Origin of the sequence: Thauera butanivorans NBRC 103042 (assembly GCF_001591165.1) — a bacterium.
In the GTDB taxonomy this organism is placed as follows: Bacteria; Pseudomonadota; Gammaproteobacteria; order Burkholderiales; family Rhodocyclaceae; genus Thauera; species Thauera butanivorans.
Window position 1 is genome coordinate 1 of record NZ_BCUG01000014.1, and the last position, 15,879, is coordinate 15,879.

General features: G+C 68.5%; 17 protein-coding genes. 4 read left to right on the forward strand and 13 right to left on the reverse strand.

What is annotated here, in order from left to right:
• Positions 1-177: 177 nt before the first annotated feature.
• From TBU01S_RS06215 to TBU01S_RS06235, 5 genes are all read right to left on the reverse strand, one after another.
• Positions 178-894, reverse strand: coding sequence for an ABC transporter ATP-binding protein (locus TBU01S_RS06215; RefSeq protein ID WP_068635777.1), 717 nt, complete (start codon positions 892-894; stop codon positions 178-180).
• Positions 891-1,640 carry an ABC transporter ATP-binding protein gene (locus TBU01S_RS06220; protein ID WP_068635778.1) on the reverse strand — a complete coding sequence of 250 codons (750 nt, stop codon included), beginning with the start codon at positions 1,638-1,640 and terminating at the stop codon, positions 891-893. Before TBU01S_RS06220 ends, TBU01S_RS06215 begins: the two co-directional genes overlap by 4 nt.
• Positions 1,637-2,584, reverse strand: coding sequence for a branched-chain amino acid ABC transporter permease (locus TBU01S_RS06225; RefSeq protein WP_068635855.1), 948 nt, complete (start codon positions 2,582-2,584; stop codon positions 1,637-1,639). Before TBU01S_RS06225 ends, TBU01S_RS06220 begins: the two co-directional genes overlap by 4 nt.
• 82 nt (positions 2,585-2,666) lie before the next feature.
• Positions 2,667-3,587, reverse strand: coding sequence for a branched-chain amino acid ABC transporter permease (locus TBU01S_RS06230; RefSeq protein ID WP_068635779.1), 921 nt, complete (start codon positions 3,585-3,587; stop codon positions 2,667-2,669).
• Positions 3,588-3,736: 149 nt separating this feature from the next.
• Positions 3,737-4,897 carry an ABC transporter substrate-binding protein gene (locus TBU01S_RS06235; RefSeq protein WP_068635780.1) on the reverse strand — a complete coding sequence of 387 codons (1,161 nt, stop codon included), beginning with the start codon at positions 4,895-4,897 and terminating at the stop codon, positions 3,737-3,739.
• Between the two features lie 269 nt (positions 4,898-5,166).
• On the opposite strand from TBU01S_RS06235, the gene ruvA reads away from it, so the two are divergent.
• Genes ruvA through TBU01S_RS06250 form a run of 3 tightly spaced genes read left to right on the forward strand, consistent with a single transcriptional unit; the run spans position 5,167 to position 7,203 of the window.
• Positions 5,167-5,766 (forward strand): Holliday junction branch migration protein RuvA, encoded by a 600-nt coding sequence (gene ruvA, locus TBU01S_RS06240; protein ID WP_068635781.1) that lies wholly within the window; start codon positions 5,167-5,169, stop codon positions 5,764-5,766.
• 9 nt (positions 5,767-5,775) lie between these two features.
• Positions 5,776-6,831, forward strand: coding sequence for a Holliday junction branch migration DNA helicase RuvB (ruvB, locus tag TBU01S_RS06245; RefSeq protein WP_068635782.1), 1,056 nt, complete (start codon positions 5,776-5,778; stop codon positions 6,829-6,831).
• 12 nt (positions 6,832-6,843) lie between these two features.
• Entirely contained in the window at positions 6,844-7,203 is a 360-nt protein-coding gene (locus tag TBU01S_RS06250; RefSeq protein ID WP_068635783.1) for a hypothetical protein, read from the forward strand.
• A gap of 60 nt (positions 7,204-7,263) precedes the next feature.
• On the opposite strand, the gene TBU01S_RS06255 is transcribed toward TBU01S_RS06250, so the two are convergent.
• The 7 genes from TBU01S_RS06255 to TBU01S_RS06280 form a co-directional block, all read right to left on the reverse strand.
• On the reverse strand, positions 7,264-7,857 hold the full coding sequence (locus TBU01S_RS06255; protein WP_245650862.1) for a helix-turn-helix domain-containing protein: 594 nt from the start codon (positions 7,855-7,857) through the stop codon (positions 7,264-7,266).
• Between the two features lie 144 nt (positions 7,858-8,001).
• Positions 8,002-8,943 carry a tyrosine recombinase XerC gene (gene xerC / locus TBU01S_RS06260; protein ID WP_418647507.1) on the reverse strand — a complete coding sequence of 314 codons (942 nt, stop codon included), beginning with the start codon at positions 8,941-8,943 and terminating at the stop codon, positions 8,002-8,004.
• A 21-nt stretch (positions 8,944-8,964) separates the two neighbouring features.
• Complete coding sequence (locus tag TBU01S_RS06265) at positions 8,965-9,600, reverse strand: DUF484 family protein (protein WP_068635858.1); 636 nt, start codon at positions 9,598-9,600, stop codon at positions 8,965-8,967.
• Between the two features lie 5 nt (positions 9,601-9,605).
• Complete coding sequence (locus TBU01S_RS24960) at positions 9,606-9,728, reverse strand: hypothetical protein (RefSeq protein WP_281178411.1); 123 nt, start codon at positions 9,726-9,728, stop codon at positions 9,606-9,608.
• A gap of 97 nt (positions 9,729-9,825) precedes the next feature.
• The gene (gene dapF, locus TBU01S_RS06270; protein WP_068635784.1) at positions 9,826-10,659 is read right to left on the reverse strand and encodes a diaminopimelate epimerase; all 834 of its coding nucleotides are present in this window, start codon (positions 10,657-10,659) and stop codon (positions 9,826-9,828) included.
• A gap of 92 nt (positions 10,660-10,751) precedes the next feature.
• Positions 10,752-11,624: a lysophospholipid acyltransferase family protein gene (locus TBU01S_RS06275; RefSeq protein ID WP_068635785.1), complete on the reverse strand. Its 873-nt coding sequence runs from the start codon at positions 11,622-11,624 to the stop codon at positions 10,752-10,754.
• Positions 11,621-12,487, reverse strand: coding sequence for a lysophospholipid acyltransferase family protein (locus TBU01S_RS06280; RefSeq protein ID WP_068635786.1), 867 nt, complete (start codon positions 12,485-12,487; stop codon positions 11,621-11,623). Before TBU01S_RS06280 ends, TBU01S_RS06275 begins: the two co-directional genes overlap by 4 nt.
• 315 nt (positions 12,488-12,802) lie before the next feature.
• On the opposite strand from TBU01S_RS06280, the gene metK reads away from it, so the two are divergent.
• Positions 12,803-13,966, forward strand: coding sequence for a methionine adenosyltransferase (gene metK / locus TBU01S_RS06285; RefSeq protein WP_068635787.1), 1,164 nt, complete (start codon positions 12,803-12,805; stop codon positions 13,964-13,966).
• Positions 13,967-14,033: 67 nt separating this feature from the next.
• Here the strand turns inward: metK and TBU01S_RS06290 are convergent, their stop codons facing one another.
• On the reverse strand, positions 14,034-15,668 hold the full coding sequence (locus TBU01S_RS06290; RefSeq protein WP_068635788.1) for a methyl-accepting chemotaxis protein: 1,635 nt from the start codon (positions 15,666-15,668) through the stop codon (positions 14,034-14,036).
• Positions 15,669-15,879: the final 211 nt, after the last annotated feature.

Below are 15,879 nucleotides of genomic sequence, written 5' to 3' on the forward strand. Positions count from 1 at the left end.
GGGTCGTAGGAGCGGGTCGTAGGAGCGGGTCGTAGGAGCGGGTCGTAGGAGCGGGTCGTAGGAGCGGCTTCAGCCGCGAACAGGGGCTGGTGGTGGTTGCCCAAGCGTTGTTTTCGCGGCTGAAGCCGCTCCTACGGGGTGCCGCGAGACACCTGCGGGGGGTTGGCAGTGCACCGCTCAAACCCCCAGATAACGGCTCCACAGCTCCCGCTGCGCATCCAGCTCGGCCGAGTTGCCCTGCCAAACGATGCGCCCACGCTCCAGGATCAGGTTGCGGTCGGCGAGCGGCAGCAGCTTTTCCACGTATTTGTCGACCACCAGCGTGGTCTGGCCCTGGGCTTTCAGCAGGGCCAGACAGCGCCAGATTTCGTCGCGGATCACCGGCGCCAGGCCTTCGGTGGCTTCATCCAGGATCAGCAGCCGCGGATTGGTCGACAGCGCACGGGCGATCGCCAGCATCTGCTGCTCGCCGCCGGAAAGCTGGTTGCCCATGTGGCCGGCGCGCTCGGCCAGGCGCGGGAAGAGTGCGTAGAGGCGGTCCAGCGTCCAGGGCTCGGCTGCACCGTTGCGCCGGTCGGCGAAGGCAATCAGATGCTCACGCACGCTCAGGTTCGGAAAGCACTGCCGGCCTTCGGGCACGATCGCCACGCCGAGGCGGGCGATGTGGTCGGAGCGCGCGGCATGGATGGGCGTGCCGTCGAACAGGATCTCGCCCTGGCGTGGGCGCAGGCCGCCGACCAGGGTCTTGATCGTGGTGCTCTTGCCCATGCCGTTGCGGCCCATCAGGGCGACGACTTCACCCGGGCGGATGTCGAAGTCGAGCCCGAACAGCACCTGGCTGGCGCCATAGCCAGCCTCCAGGCCGCGGCAACGCAGCAGCGGCGTCGTACTCATGCGTGCGCCTCCGTGCCCAGGTAGACCGACTGCACTTCGGCATGCCCCCTGACGTGGGCGGCGTCACCCGAGGTCAGCACCCGGCCATAGACCAGCACCGAGATGCGGTCAGCAAGGCGGAACACCGCGTCCATGTCGTGCTCGATCAGCAGGATGGCGGTTTCGCTGCGCAGCCGGCCGATCAGCTCGATCATCTGCACCGAATCCTCCGGCCCCATGCCGGCCATCGGCTCGTCGAGCAGCAGCAGCCGGGGGGCTGCAGCCAGCGCCAGGGCGAGATCGAGCCGCTTCTGCATGCCGTGCGGCAGCACGCCGGCGGGGCGGTCGAGCACCGCGCCGAGGCCGGTCCTGTCGGCCAGCGCCAGCGCCGCATCCGCCAGCGCGGTCTCGGCTTCGCGCCGCCGCAGGCAGCGGAAGCTGGAGCCGGCCTGGGCCTGCACCGCCAGCAGCAGGTTGTCGCGCACCGAGTCGTTGCGGAACACGCTGGTGATCTGGAAGCAGCGTGCCAGACCGTGGCGCACGCGCTGGTGCGGCGCCAGCGTGGCCAGGTCGACGCCGTCGAGCACGATACGGCCGGCGTCGGCCGGCAGCAGGCCGGAGATCAGATTGACCAGAGTCGACTTGCCGGCGCCGTTGGGGCCGATCAGGGCGTGGATCTCGCCCCGTTCCACCGCCAGGTCGACATGGTCGGTGGCGAGCAGGCCGCCGAAACGCTTGACCAGGCCTTCGGCCACGAACAGGCTCATCGGTTGGCCTCCCGGCGCTCGAACAGCGCCGCCAGGCCCTGCGGCGCATGGAACACGGCGAGCAGCAGCAGCACACCGAGCGGCCAGTGCCAGTAGTCGGTGTGCATCTTCAGCGCCTCTTCCAGCACCAGCCACAGCGCCACGCCGAGCGGCGCGCCCCAGCGCCGGCCGAGGCCGCCGAGCATCACCATCACCAGCAGCAGCGCCGACTGCGTCCAGTGCATGATCGCCGGGCTGACGAAAGCGTTGTGGCTGGCGAGCAGGCCGCCCGCCAGCCCGGCCACCGCGCCGGCGGCGACGAAGCCGGCGAGCTTGAGCCGATACACCGGGTAGCCGAGCGCGACCATGCGCGTCTCGTTGTCGCGGATGCCGCGCAGCGCATGGCCGTAGCGCGAATGGGCGACGCGGCTGAAGCCGGCGAACACCAGCGCGGCGATCGCCAGCACCACCCAATAGAAGACGTCCGGATGCACGCCGTCCAGCCAGGCACCCATCTCCAGCGAGGTATACAGTCCGTAGCCGTCGTCGCCGCCATAGGTACGCAGCGACACCGCCAGGTAGTACAGCATCTGGGCGAAGGCCAGCGTGATCATGATGAAATACACCCCGCGCGTGCGCAGCGACACCGCGCCGATGAGGGCGGCGGACAGACCGGCTACGACCAGGGCGCCGCCCCAGGCCAGCCAGGCGGACGAGAAGCCGGCCTCGACCAGCGCGACCACGGTGTAGGCGCCGACGCCGATGAAGCCGGCGTGCCCGAGCGCGGCCATGCCGCCGTAGCCGAGGATGAAGTTGAGGCTGCTGGCGGCGATGGCGACGATCAGCAGCCGGCGCACGAAGCCGACGTAGTATTCCAGCCCCAGTGCCGGCGCCAGCAGCGGGAACAGCGCCAGAATCGCCAGCACCAGCCACGGCAGGCGGCGGACGAAGCCCGGGAAGCGCACCGCGAAGGGCTGCCGCGGATGTTCGGCTGCGGCGGAAGCAACACGGGATGGAGCGAAAACGGGACGATTCACGCTGCGCACCTCAGGCCCGGGCCGGGAACAGGCCCGCCGGCTTCAAGGTCAGCACGGCCGCCATCAGCACGTACATGGCGATGCCGGCCAGCGCCGGCCCCAGGTCCGCCGCCACCGCAGGCGGCAGCACCGCGCGCAGCGCCGGCGGCAGGAAGGCGCGCCCGGCAGTATCGACCAGGCCGACCAGCAGCGCGGCGACGAAGGCGCCGCGGATCGAGCCGATGCCGCCGATGACGATGACCACCAGCGCCGGGATCAGGATCGCTTCGCCCATGCCGATCTGCACCGAGCTGATCGGCGCCATCAGCGCACCGGCCAGCGCCGCCAGCGCGGCGCCGAGCGCGAACACGAAGGCGAACACCGTGCCCACGCGCACCCCCATGAACTCCGCCATCTGGCGGTTCGAGGCGCCGGCGCGCACCAGCATGCCGATGCGCGTCCTGTTGACCAGCAGATAGAGCCCGAGCGCGACCAGCAGGCCGGCGCCGATCAGCAGCAGGCGGTAGGACGGATAGGGCAGGCCTTCGGCCAGTTGCACCGGCCCGGCCAGCACCGCCGGTGTCGAGGCCATCAAGGGCGCGACGCCCCAGATCGCCTTCACCACATCGTCGGCGATCAGGATGATGCCGAAGGTCGCCAGCACCTGCACCAGATGGTCGCGCCGGTACAGGCGGCGGATCACCAGCACTTCGAGCAGCGCCGCGACCGCCACGGTCACCAGCGCCGCCGCCGCTACCGCAAGCACGAACATGCCGCTGGCCTCATGCACGCGCGCGGCGACATAGGCGCCGGCCATGTACAGCGAACCGTGGGCGAGGTTCATCGTGTCCATGATGCCGAACACCAGCGTCAGGCCGGCGGCGATCAGGAACAGCATCAGGCCGTAGCCGAGACCGTTGAGCAGTTGCTCGAAGACGAAGATGGCATCCATCTGAGGTGAACCGGGCTGAGATGCAGATCGCGGCCTGCGCCGTGGCCGCCCGGCATGCAGCGGGCGGGCGTGTTCGGAATGCGGGCCGGGCATGCTGCGGCGCCCGGCCAGGCGCGCCGCGGCACACGCAGCACGGCAGGCGGCGGAGCTTACATTCTGCAGGCGCCGACGTAGGCGTCCTGGTGCTTCTCCAGCGTGATGCCGACCAGCTTGTTGGTCAGCCGGCCTTCGGCGTCCTTGCCGACTTCGCGCAGGTAGTAGTTCTGCACCGGGTAGTTGTTGGCGCCATAGACGAAGTCGCCGCGCACCGATTTGAAGCTCGGTTTCTTCAGCGCCTTCAGCACCGCCTCGCGGTCGTCCACCTTGCCGCCGGCGTCGCGCACCGCGGCGTCCATCGCCATCAGCGTGTCGTAGGCCATCGCCGCATACACAGAAGGGTAGCGGCCGTCGTACTTCTTGCGGAAGGCGGCGACGAACTCGGCATTGGCCTCGCCCGGCAGGTCGTGCGTCCAGTGCGCGGTATTGAGCACGCCGACCATCGGCTCGCCGACGGCCTGGATCACGTCCTCGTCGGCGGAGAAGCCCGGCGCGATCAGCGGCACGTCCTTCAGGCCGCCGCCGACGAACTGCTTGACGAAGTTGATGCCCATCGCGCCGGGCAGGAAGAAGAACACCGCGTCCGGCTTGGCGGCGCGGATCTGCGCGATCTCGGCGGCGTAGTCGATCTGGCCGAGCCGGGTATAGATCTCGTCCTTCACCGCGCCCTCGTACAGGCGTTTGAAGCCGTTCAGATGGTCCTTGCCCGCCGGGTAGTTGGGCGCGATCAGCACGACGTTCCGGTAGCCCTTTTCGTTGGCGACCTTGCCGGCGGCCTCGTCGTAGGTGTCGTTCTGGTACTGGGCGAAGAAATAGGGATTGCACTTGTCGCCGGCGTAGGCGCTGGGGCCGGGGTTGCTCGACAGATAGGGCACCCTGGCCGCAAACAGTGCGGGGCCGACCGCCAGCGCGGCGTTCGAGCCGATCGGGCCGGTGAAGAAGTCGATCTTGTCGCGCTGCAGGTAGCGGGCGACGAGCTGGTTGGCCTGTTCGGGGCTGCCGCCGAAGTCGGTGCGCAGGAACTCCGCCGGCTGGCCGCCGAGTTTGCCGCCCAGCTTCTCGATCGCCAGCTCGAAACCGTCGCGCGCCTCGGCACCGAGCGCCGAGAACGGGCCGGAAATGTCCAGCGCGATGCCGACCTTGATGTCGGCGGCGTGGACGGTAGCGGCGGCACACAGCGCCAGGATGGCGGCCAGGTTCTTCATCTGCGGCATGCGGAAGTCTCCTCGATCGTTTCGACAGGGCGGCACCGCGCCAAGCCTGTGCGGGAAAACCGGCGCAGGCAGGGCACAATCGCGCGAACGGGCCAGATTCTAGCCCGAGCGCACTGGCCGGCAGAAGGAAAATGCCCGTGAAGGCGGCTGGACCCCGCGCCCGAGGCCAGCGTAACGGGCTGTATGAATTTTCACTCATGGCAGCGGGCACCGACAGGCGCCGCTGCTAGACTTGCGCATCCCCATCCGTCCCGCCCGGAACCACGATCATGATCGGACGCATCACCGGCATCCTGCTCGAAAAGAACCCGCCCCAGATCCTCGTCGACGTGCATGGCATCGGCTACGAGATCGACGTGCCGATGAGCACCTTCTACGGCCTGCCCGCCATTGGCGCCCAGCTCAGCCTGCATGCGCACCACGTGGTGCGCGAGGATGGCCACTTCCTGTTCGGCTTCGCCACCGATGAGGAACGCACCACCTTCCGCCAGTTGCTGAAAGTGTCCGGCGTCGGCGCGCGCATGGCGCTGGCGGTGCTGTCGGGGATGTCGGTGAACGACCTCGCGCAGGCGGTCGCACTGCAGGAAAGCGGCCGGCTGGTGAAGATACCCGGCATCGGCAAGAAGACCGCCGAACGCCTGTTGCTGGAACTGCGCGACAAGCTCGGCAAGGCGTTGCCGAACCTGGCCGGCACCAGGCTCACCGCCGCGCCGGGCGCCCTGCCCGATGCCCGCAGCGACATCCTCAACGCGCTGCTGGCGCTGGGCTACAACGAGCGCGAGGCGCTGGGCGCAATGAAGGGGCTGGATGATGGAAGCGGTGTTTCCGAAGGCATCCGCCAGGCGCTGAAACTGCTGTCCAAGGGCTAAACTACCGCCATGATCGAGACCGACAAGCTGCGCGCCGGCAGCCCCGAGCGCCTGATTTCCGCCCAGCCCGCCGACCGCCAGGAAGATGCGATCGAGCGCGCGCTGCGGCCCAAGCGGCTGGCCGAATACGTGGGCCAGGCCAAGATCCGCGAACAGCTCGAAATCTTCATCCAGGCCGCGCGCCGCCGCGGCGAGGCGCTGGACCACGTGCTGCTGTTCGGCCCGCCCGGCCTGGGCAAGACCACGCTGGCCCACATCGTCGCCGCCGAAATGGGCGTCAACCTGCGCCAGACGTCCGGCCCGGTGCTGGAACGCGCCGGCGACCTCGCCGCACTGCTGACCAACCTCGAGCCGCACGACGTGCTGTTCATCGACGAAATCCACCGCCTGTCGCCGGTCGTCGAGGAAATCCTCTACCCGGCGCTGGAAGACTTCCAGATCGACATCATGATCGGCGAAGGGCCGGCGGCACGCTCGGTCAAGCTCGATCTGCCGCCCTTCACACTGGTCGGCGCCACCACTCGTGCCGGCATGCTGACCAACCCGCTGCGCGACCGCTTCGGCATCGTGTCGCGGCTGGAGTTCTATACGGCGGAGGAGCTCGGTTTCATCGTCGGCCGCTCGGCACGGCTGCTCAACGTCGAGATCGACGATCCGGGCGCGCTGGAGATCGCCCGCCGCGCGCGCGGCACGCCGCGCATCGCCAATCGCCTGCTGCGCCGCGTGCGCGACTATGCCGAAGTGAAGGCAAACGGCCACATCAGCGCCGCAGTGGCCGACGCTGCGCTGGGCATGCTGGACGTCGACGCCCTCGGGCTGGACCTGATGGACCGCAAGCTGCTGTCGGCAATGCTGGAAAAGTTCGGCGGCGGCCCGGTCGGCCTCGACAACATCGCCGCCGCGATCGGGGAATCGACCGACACCATCGAGGACGTCATCGAACCCTACCTGATCCAGCAGGGCTACCTGCAGCGCACGCCGCGCGGGCGCATGGCGACGCATTCGATCTGGCAGCATTTCGGCCTGGCGCCGCCGCGCACCGGCGGCGATCTGTTCGACGCCTGAACGGCCTCCGGCATGCGCTCGCTGCAGATGGTGATGTTCATGCTGTGCCTGCTCGGCGGGCTGTTCCTGCTGGCGCAGGCGCCAGCCTTCTTCATGCCCGGCCGCGACCCCGCCATCGGCCTGCAGTTCGACGCAGCATCCTCGCGCCTGCTCGGCGCCGGCCTGCTGGCACTCGCTGCCGCGGGCGGGCAATACCTGCGGGCCATGTATTACCACGGCGAGAAACGCAGACTGGCCGGCACAGTTGCACAGCAGCGCCGCTATTCAGCCGTGCTGCTGCTTGCAGTGGCACTGATCGGCAGCGCGCTCTGGAATGCGGAACCCGGTGCAAATCCGGACTACCGGGTGCCTGCCGCCGTGACCGCACGGTGACCGAGGGGTGCCCGCGCGCACGCCGGCCGCGGCCACGAACACACCCCATCCCCAGCGGACTCAGGCATCGGCGCCGATGCCCTCCGCCTTTCCCTGCGCAGCCTTGCGTACCCCGCCGTATGCGGGCATCAGCTTGCGGGCGCGGTCGGCGGCATCCATCAGTTCGACCAGTTCGCGCGAACTGAGGAGCGAGCCGAAATGCTTGATGGCTGCCTTGGTGATGAACAGGTGGCCATTCTCCCGGCGTTCGATCCAGCCCAGTTCGACCAGGCGGCCAATCTTCCTTCTCACGGTCTCGCGCGGCAGATCGGTCGCCGCCGCGATGGAATAGGCATTGCACGGACGCAGACGGCAACCGTCGAACCAGGACGAGTCGAACGCAAGGTCCGAAGATGCCTCGAGCATGCCATCGACCCACTTGCTGTCGTGCTCCAATACCCCTATATTATGCAAGGCTATTTCGCCCAACAATATCGGCAGCAGGATGTCGCGATCGAATTCCTCGAACCAGCGACGCAAGTTGCGGATCTGATGACGGACGAGCAGCAACGCCACTGCGCGTGTTGCACAGAGCGACGCTCCAGGGGTCGGCTTCCCGGCATCGGCCACACCTTCCCGGATGAAGAACGCCCTGGGGACGGCTTTGTTTGACATGAACTCCTGAGCCAACAGGCTGCGCCGAATTGGCTATATACCGTTCTTATAGTAACCGATGGAGCATAACCCAGCGCTTTGCCAGCAACATATTCAAAAGTCCCCAACTTGGGTAAATGCGCGAAGACTGGTAGCTGCGCCCATTCATTTGCGCGCGCGCGGATGAGCTTTGTCGTAAACCTGTGCAAGATGCTGGAAGTCGAGATGAGCATAGACCTGCGTGCTCCGAATGCTGGCATGGCCGAGCAATTCCTGGACGGCCCGCAGGTCCCCGCTCGACTGCAGCAAGTGGCTGGCGAAGCTGTGCCGGAGCATGTGCGGATGGACATGCACGCCCAGCCCACCCTGCCTGGCCCGCGCTGAAAGGCGGCTGCGGATGCCACCCGGCGACAAGCGCGAGCCCGTGCGCGAAACGAAGACGGCAGGCTCGTGCCGCGGGGCGACGGAATCCCGCACCGCCAGCCAGGCGCGCAAGGCTTCCAGCGCCTTGCCGCCCACCGGCACGCTGCGCTGGCGCTGGCGTTTGCCGGTCACGGTAACCATGGCCTCGGCGAGATCCAGCCCGCCGCCGACATCGAGCGACGCCAGTTCGGCGAGCCGCAGGCCGGACGAGTAAAACAGCTCGAACATCGCCTGATCGCGGATGTCGAGCACGCCATCGCCCGCCTCGCCGTCGAGCAGGGCCTTCGCCTGGTCGGGAGACAGCACGCGCGGCAGGGTCACGGCAGATTTCGGTGCCTGGATGCCATCCACCGGATTGGCCGCCAATCCCCGACGGCGGACGAGCCAGCGATAGAAGCCGCGCCAGGCGCTGAGATGGCGCGCGATCGAGCGCCCCGTCAGCCCCTCGCCGTGCAGGCGGGCGACGAAGCGCCGGATGTCGTGCGGAGCAAGCGCGGTCGCTTCCCTGCCGTCGGCGAGGCGCAGCAAGGCCTGCAGATCGCGACGATAGGCCCGCAGCGTCAGCGGCGCCGCGCGGCGCTGGCTGGCAAGCCAGTCCAGCCAAGCTTCCACGGCGGGCGGCAGCGGCACGCAGACCTCCACTGGCCCGGCCTCCATGCCCGCATCTCGGCGCTCATCGGCCATGTTGCCGCCTTGCCGGCCTGGTCAGGCGCGCCCGGTCGACAAGGCGGCAGCGGCCAGATCGCCGAGACGGCTCAGGTAAAGCGTGCCCATGTCGGCATAGAAACGCTCGGCTTCGGCGCTGCCCAGTGCAAGCACGCCGAAAGCCGCGCCGCGCCGCAACGGGATCAGCGCGACCGAACGCACATGCGGCGCGACTTCGCCGAAGCAGGCCAGCAATTCCATGTTCTCGGGCGCACCGCAATAAGGATTGCGCAGGGCGTCGAGCTGGCGGCGCAGCGGCTCGCCGAGGCTCGAAGCATCGCCGTCCAGGCCCCAGGTCTCGAGTGCGACGTACGGCACCGAAAAGTCTTCCTGCAGGCTGCCGACCAGCACGCGGCGAACGGCATCGGTACTGCCGGCCTCCATCAGGGCAAGCGCAAGGCGATGCACCTTGGCGCTGATGTCGTCGTTTTCCTCGCCGAAACGGATCAGTTCGGCGAGCTTCTGTTCGAGCTGGCGGATCTTGTCGCGCAGCGCGTGCAGCTGGCGCTCGGCGAGCGAGATGGCCTGGCCGCCGTGCTGCGGATGCGGCACGGTGAGCCGGGTGAACAACTCGCCGTGCTGGGCGAGGAAATCGGGGTTGTCGCGCAGATAACGGGCGACATCGTCAGCATTCATGTCCATCACTCCGGCCGGGCGCGCAGATTGCCCGGCATCAACTGTTCGGCTGTTTCGGCAATCAAATGAGAGACACCGTTCGCCCTGAGCCCTTCGACTACGCTCAGGACAGGCTTGTCGAAGGACATTGGCACCAGCTGGGCTTCGACAAGCCCAACCCGAACGGTATTTGATTCCCAAGTCAATATCACTACTCGCCGTCCGGGCTCAGGGCGAACGGCAAAATCACTCAAGCTCCATCTCGCCTTCGAAAACGCTCACCGCCGGCCCGGTCATCAGCACCGGCGTATCCGGCCCTGCCCAGGCGATCTCCAGTTCGCCGCCCCGGGTCTCGACCCGTACCGGCGACTCCAGCAGGCCGCGCAGCATGCCGGCGACCACCGCCGCGCAGGCGCCCGTGCCGCAGGCCAGCGTCTCGCCGGCGCCGCGCTCGAACACGCGCAGGCGCACGCGATGCGGCTCGAGCACCTGCATGAAACCGGCATTGACCCGCGCCGGGAAGCGCTGGTGGCGCTCGATCAGCGCGCCCTGTTCGGCCACCGGCGCGGCATCGACGTCGGCGACGACCTGTACTGCGTGCGGGTTGCCCATCGACACCGCGGTGATCGCCACCGTGACCTCGCCCACCGGCAGCGGCTGCACGACCGCGTCGGAATCGGACAGGAAGGGGATCCGGGCCGGCGCCAGCTCGGGCACGCCCATGTCGACGGTGACCAGGCCGTCTTCGCGCAGGCGCGGGGCGATGACGCCCGAGCGCGTCTCGACGCGGATCTCGCGCTTGCCGCTGAGGCCCTTGTCGTGCACGAAACGGACGAAGCAGCGCGCGCCGTTGCCGCACTGCTCCACTTCGCCGCCGTCGGCATTGAAGATGCGGTAGCGGAAATCGACGCCCGGCTGGCTCGCGGGTTCGACCACCAGCAACTGGTCGCAGCCGACGCCGAAATGGCGGTCGGCAATCGCCCTGACGCGGGGCGGAGTCAGCTCGACCGGCGCATGCGTCGCGTCGATGACGACGAAATCGTTGCCAAGGCCGTGCATCTTGGTGAAACGCAGCTTCATCGCAGTCCAAAAGGAGAAAGGTAAGGAGGCGGCAGACGCCCATGACCGGCGATTGTCCTCCAGCCCGCCGCTCAGCGTCCACCGGCGATGTGTCAGTAGATGCGCGGCTCGCCTTCCGGCCGGGTCTTGAAGCGGCGATGGACCCAGTAGTACTGCTCCGGCATGGTGCGCACCACGCCTTCGAGCCAGGCGTTCATGCGCCGGGTATCGGCCTCGACGTCGCCCGAAGGGAAGTCCGCCCAGGGCTCGCCCAGCTCCAGCACGTAGCCGGCGCCGCCGGGCAGCATGCGCACCACGCTGGGCATCACGGTCGCACCGGCCAGCCGCGCCAGCCGCGGCAGGCCGGTGATGGTGGCTGCCGCCACGCCGAAGAAGGGTACGAAAATGGATTCCTTGCGGCCGTAGTCGAGGTCCGGCAGGTAGTACAGCGGCCGGCCGGATTTCATCGCCTTCACGGTGGCGCGCACGCCATCGCTGCGCGCGAGCAGCAACTGGTCGTTGAAGCGGCTGCGGCCGTGATGCAGCCAGTGGTCGAAGACCTTGTTCTTCTGCGGCGCATAGACGCTGACGAAGTCGCCCTCCATCGACAGCCGCGTGCCCGCCATGTCGAGGCCGACGAAATGCGGCGTCAGCAGAATCACTGGCCTGCCCGCGTCCTTCAGCGCCTGCAGGCGTTCCAGCCCGTCGATGCGCACCAGCCGGCGCAGGCGCTCGGGGCTGGCCCACCACGCCAGGCCGCGTTCGAGCACACTGCGGCCGTTGACGGCGAAGTGGCGCCGCGCCAGCGCGCGGCGTTCGCCGTCGGACAGTTCGGGAAAGCACAGCCGCAGATTGGTCAGCACCACCTTGCGCCGCGGCGCCACCACCACGTAGAGCAGCAGGCCGAAGGCTTCGCCGATGCGCGACAGCAGCGACAGCGGCAGCCAGTGCAGCAGCCAGAACAGGCCGATGGCGAGCCGGCTCATGCGCCCCCCCCGCCGGCTGCCATTTCCCCGCCGCGCGGCTGCTTGTAGCGGTTGTAGCCCCACAGGTACTGCTGCGGGCATTGCAGGATGATGCGCTCCACTTCGCGGTTGATGATCGCCACGTCCGTTTCCAGGTCGCCGGTCAGCGCCTCGGTCGGTGCCTGCAGGCGGAACAGGTAGCCCTCGCCGCGCGGCAGGCGCTCGGCCCAGGTGTAGATCACGCGCACGCCCTTCACCGCCGCCAGCCGCGCCGCCAGCGTCATCGTCCACGCCGGCTTGCCGAAGAAGGGCGCCCACACGCCTTCGCCCTCGCCCGGCACCTGGTCGGGCAGCATGCCGACCGCCTCGTGGCTGCGCAGCGTCTTCACCAGCTTGCGCACGCCCGACAGGTCGGCCGGCGCGGTGCGCATCTGGCCGCGCGCCCTGCCCGCCTCCATCAGCGGCTGCAGCGCGGGCTTGCGCGGCGGACGATAGAGCACGGTGATCGGAATCCTCGCCGCGATGCACTGCGCGGTGATCTCGAAGCAGCCCAGGTGCGGCGTGATGAAGAGGATGCCGACGCCGTCCGCGCGCGCCTGCTCGACCAGTTCCCAGCCCTCGGTGCGCACCGCGCTGGCGACGACTTCCTCGGCCGGGCGCAGCCAGATCCACGGCAGTTCCATCGCCTGGCGGCCGGCTTCGGCGACGGCGGCGCGCAGCACCGCCTCGTCCTCGCGGCCGAGCGCATTGAACAAATTGGCACGCAGCCGCCGCGCATAGGATGGCGAGGCGCGATAGACCAGCCAGCCGGCCCAGCCGCCCAGGCGATGCAGCCAGGACAGCGGCAGGCGTGACAGAAGGCGAAACGAAAGATCGACCAGCACGTCGGAGTCGGGCCCGGAAACAGGGGAGAAGGAGCAGGCGCGAAGGCTTCGCGCCCAGGCGTGTGCATGCGGTCACACCGCGCACAGGGCCGAATGCTTACATACCCGGCGATCCCGGTCTATAATCGCGGCTCACCGCCGAGTTAAATCGACAACTTGCAGGGCGGGCGCGGCGACCGGGCAAACGGGCCCGAAACAGGTCGACCGTGCGGAAATACTGCTAAAGCGTCGGCTGCCCGACAAAAATCCCCGGAGCTGGCCGCAGACGCAAGTCATTGGCTGATCGGGGATTTTTTGTTTCTGGAGCAGTACGACATGGCTGAATTTCTGTTTACTTCCGAGTCCGTTTCCGAAGGCCATCCGGACAAGGTGGCGGACCAGGTGTCCGACGGCGTGCTCGATGCCATCCTGGCCGAAGACCCCAGGGCGCGCGTCGCCTGCGAAACCCTGGTGTCGACCGGCCTGGTGGTGATCTCGGGCGAGATCACCACCACCGCCCACCCCAACTACCGCGAGATCGCGCAGGACGTCATCCGCCGCATCGGCTACGACAACTCCGACATCGGCTTCGACTACAAGAGCTGCGCGGTGCTGGCGGCGATCAACCGCCAGTCGCCCGACATCGCCCAGGGCGTGGACAACGCCAACGACGACCCGCTCGACCAGGGCGCCGGCGACCAGGGCATCATGTTCGGCTACGCCACCACCGAAACCCCCAGCCTGATGCCGCTGCCGATCTACTACGCGCACCGCGTCATGCAGCGCCAGGCCGAAGTGCGCAAGGACGGCCGCCTGCCCTGGCTGCGCCCGGACGCCAAGAGCCAGATCACGGTGAAGTACGTCGACGGCAAGCCGGTGGCGATCGACACCGTGGTGGTATCGACCCAGCACGACCCGGACGTCACCCAGTCGCAGATCCACGAAGCGGTGGTCGAGCTCATCATCAAGCCGGTGCTGCCGCCCGAGTTGCTCCAGGGCACGGTGCGCTATCTGGTCAACCCCACCGGCCGCTTCGTGGTCGGCGGCCCGCACGGCGACTGCGGCCTGACCGGGCGCAAGATCATCGTCGACACCTACGGCGGCGCGGCCCGCCACGGCGGCGGCGCGTTCTCGGGCAAGGACCCCTCCAAGGTCGACCGCTCGGCCGCCTACGCCGGCCGCTACGTGGCGAAGAACATCGTCGCCGCCGGCCTGGCCGAGCGCTGCGAAGTGCAGATCGCCTACGCCATCGGCGTCGCCCGCCCGGTGTCGCTGATGGTCAACACCTTCGGCACCGGCAGGATCGCCGATGAAAAGATCGTCGAACTGGTCGGCAGGCACTTCGACCTGCGGCCGAAAGCCATCATCCAGACCCTCGACCTGCTGCGCCCGATCTACTCCCGCACCGCCGCCTACGGCCACTTCGGCCGCGACGAGCCGGAGTTCGGCTGGGAGCAGACCGACAAGGCCGCGGCGCTGAAGGCCGACGCCGGGCTGTAAGCCTCATCCTGACGACGAGGCCGCTTCCGGCTGCGAGGCCGGGGGCAGCCTCTCCTTCGTGGCACGATCAGGCCGGCACGCGGAAACGGCCCACCGCCTGTTCGAGCGTATCGGCCAACGCGGCCAGCTCTTCCGCGCGATTCAGCGAATCCCGCGTGGCGCCATGATTGGCCTCGCTCATGCGCGCGATCTGCTCGACGCTGCCGGCGATCTCCGTACTGGCCTGGCGCTGCTCTCCCAGCGCCACGTCGATCGAGCCGACGGCCGCGCGCACGCGCACGGCACCATCCTCGATTGCCGCCACGGCGGCCCGCGCCCGCTCGGCGCTTTCGGCCCCCTGGCCCGCCAGCTTGCACCCGTCCTCCATCGTGTGGACGGCCTGGCGCGCACTGGCCTGCACACGTTCGATCATGGCATTGATTTCATGTGTCGACTGCCGCGTCCGCTCGGCGAGCTTGCGCACCTCGTCCGCAACCACGGCAAAACCCCGCCCCTGCTCGCCCGCCCGCGCCGCTTCGATCGCGGCATTCAGCGCCAGCAGGTTGGTCTGCTCGGCGACCCCCTCGATGACCTGCGCGATGTTGGAAATGCTCTCGGCGCTGACGCCGAGGTCCGCCACGACCGCTGCGGAGTCGCTCATGCGCTGGGCAACCTGGCCGATCACTGTCACTGCCCCGTTGATGATCGCAACGCCGTCCCGCACCTGGCGCTCGGATTCTCCGCCCAGGCGGTCCGCATCGCCGGCGTGTTCCGCGACCACGGCAATGCTGGTGCTGAGTTGTTCGACCGCGGCGGCGATCGACTGCGCCGCATCGGTCTGGGCCAGCGACGCCGTGGCGACCTTCTCTTCGTTGTCGCGCAGCAGCGCCGTGGCACGCACGAGTTGCTCGGCATCGGCGCGGATGCCGCGTATGGTGGTCTGGAGTCCGGCCTGCATGTCCCGCATCGCAGCGAGCACGCTCCGTGCGTTGCCGCCCGCCACCGCGACCGGCTGCTGCAAGTCGCCATCGGCAATGCGGCGGGCGACCTGCGCCGCATAGACCGGCTCCCCGCCCAGGCGGCCAAGCAGGCTGCGCGTCACCAGCACCGACGCCAGGACGCACACCAGCAACGCGGCGCCGCCCAGCACTGCCACGGCCATCCGGCTGCGCTCCAGCGCCTGGACCGATTCGACGCGCATGCCGGCGGTCAATTGCTCCAGGTACGCGATCTGTTTCAACAGCCCGGCGCGGATCTCGCGCCAGGCCGGCGTCTCGCTGCGCACCAGCAGCTCGCGCGCACCGTGCGAATCGCCTGCGCGCACGCTTTCGATCACCTGTGCCTGCAAGGGCGCCCAGCGCTGGGCGGTCTTCTGCATCTCCGCCGCGGCCCCGGCGCCGCCATCGAGCACCCGAGCGTGCTGCACGGCGCGGCCGAAGGCCTCGTCGAACTGCCTCCTCGCGCCGTCGAAGTTCTCGTAGGCCTTCGGGTTGCCCGGATCGAGCACGATGTTGCGCAGCGCCTGCCCCATCTGGAGCCCGTTCGCGTATGCGCGCATGACGTCGCGCTCGACCGCAAGCTCGGTATCGATGAAGCCGGACAGACGCGCAGCCCCTGACTGCATCTGCCACAGTGCGGCGCCCAGGGCGAACAGCAGCAAGCCACAGGTTGCCGCTGCCAGCAGGATCAACTGCGAGCGGACGGAAAGTGTCTTCAATGTCATGTGCCTCCCCTCATGCCTCCATCGGCGGCGATCCGCCCCCACCACAGCGGGGCTGAAGAATGAAATAAGAAAATTCTGATGAAGAATATCGGCAATCCGATCGGAAGCTGTAGGCACGACTTCACGCCCGGCACCTGCCTCGCACTCCGCGAACTGCCAGCACGGGATCGGCGCACGCGAACCCCGTCATTGCCGGCATGAACGGCGACGC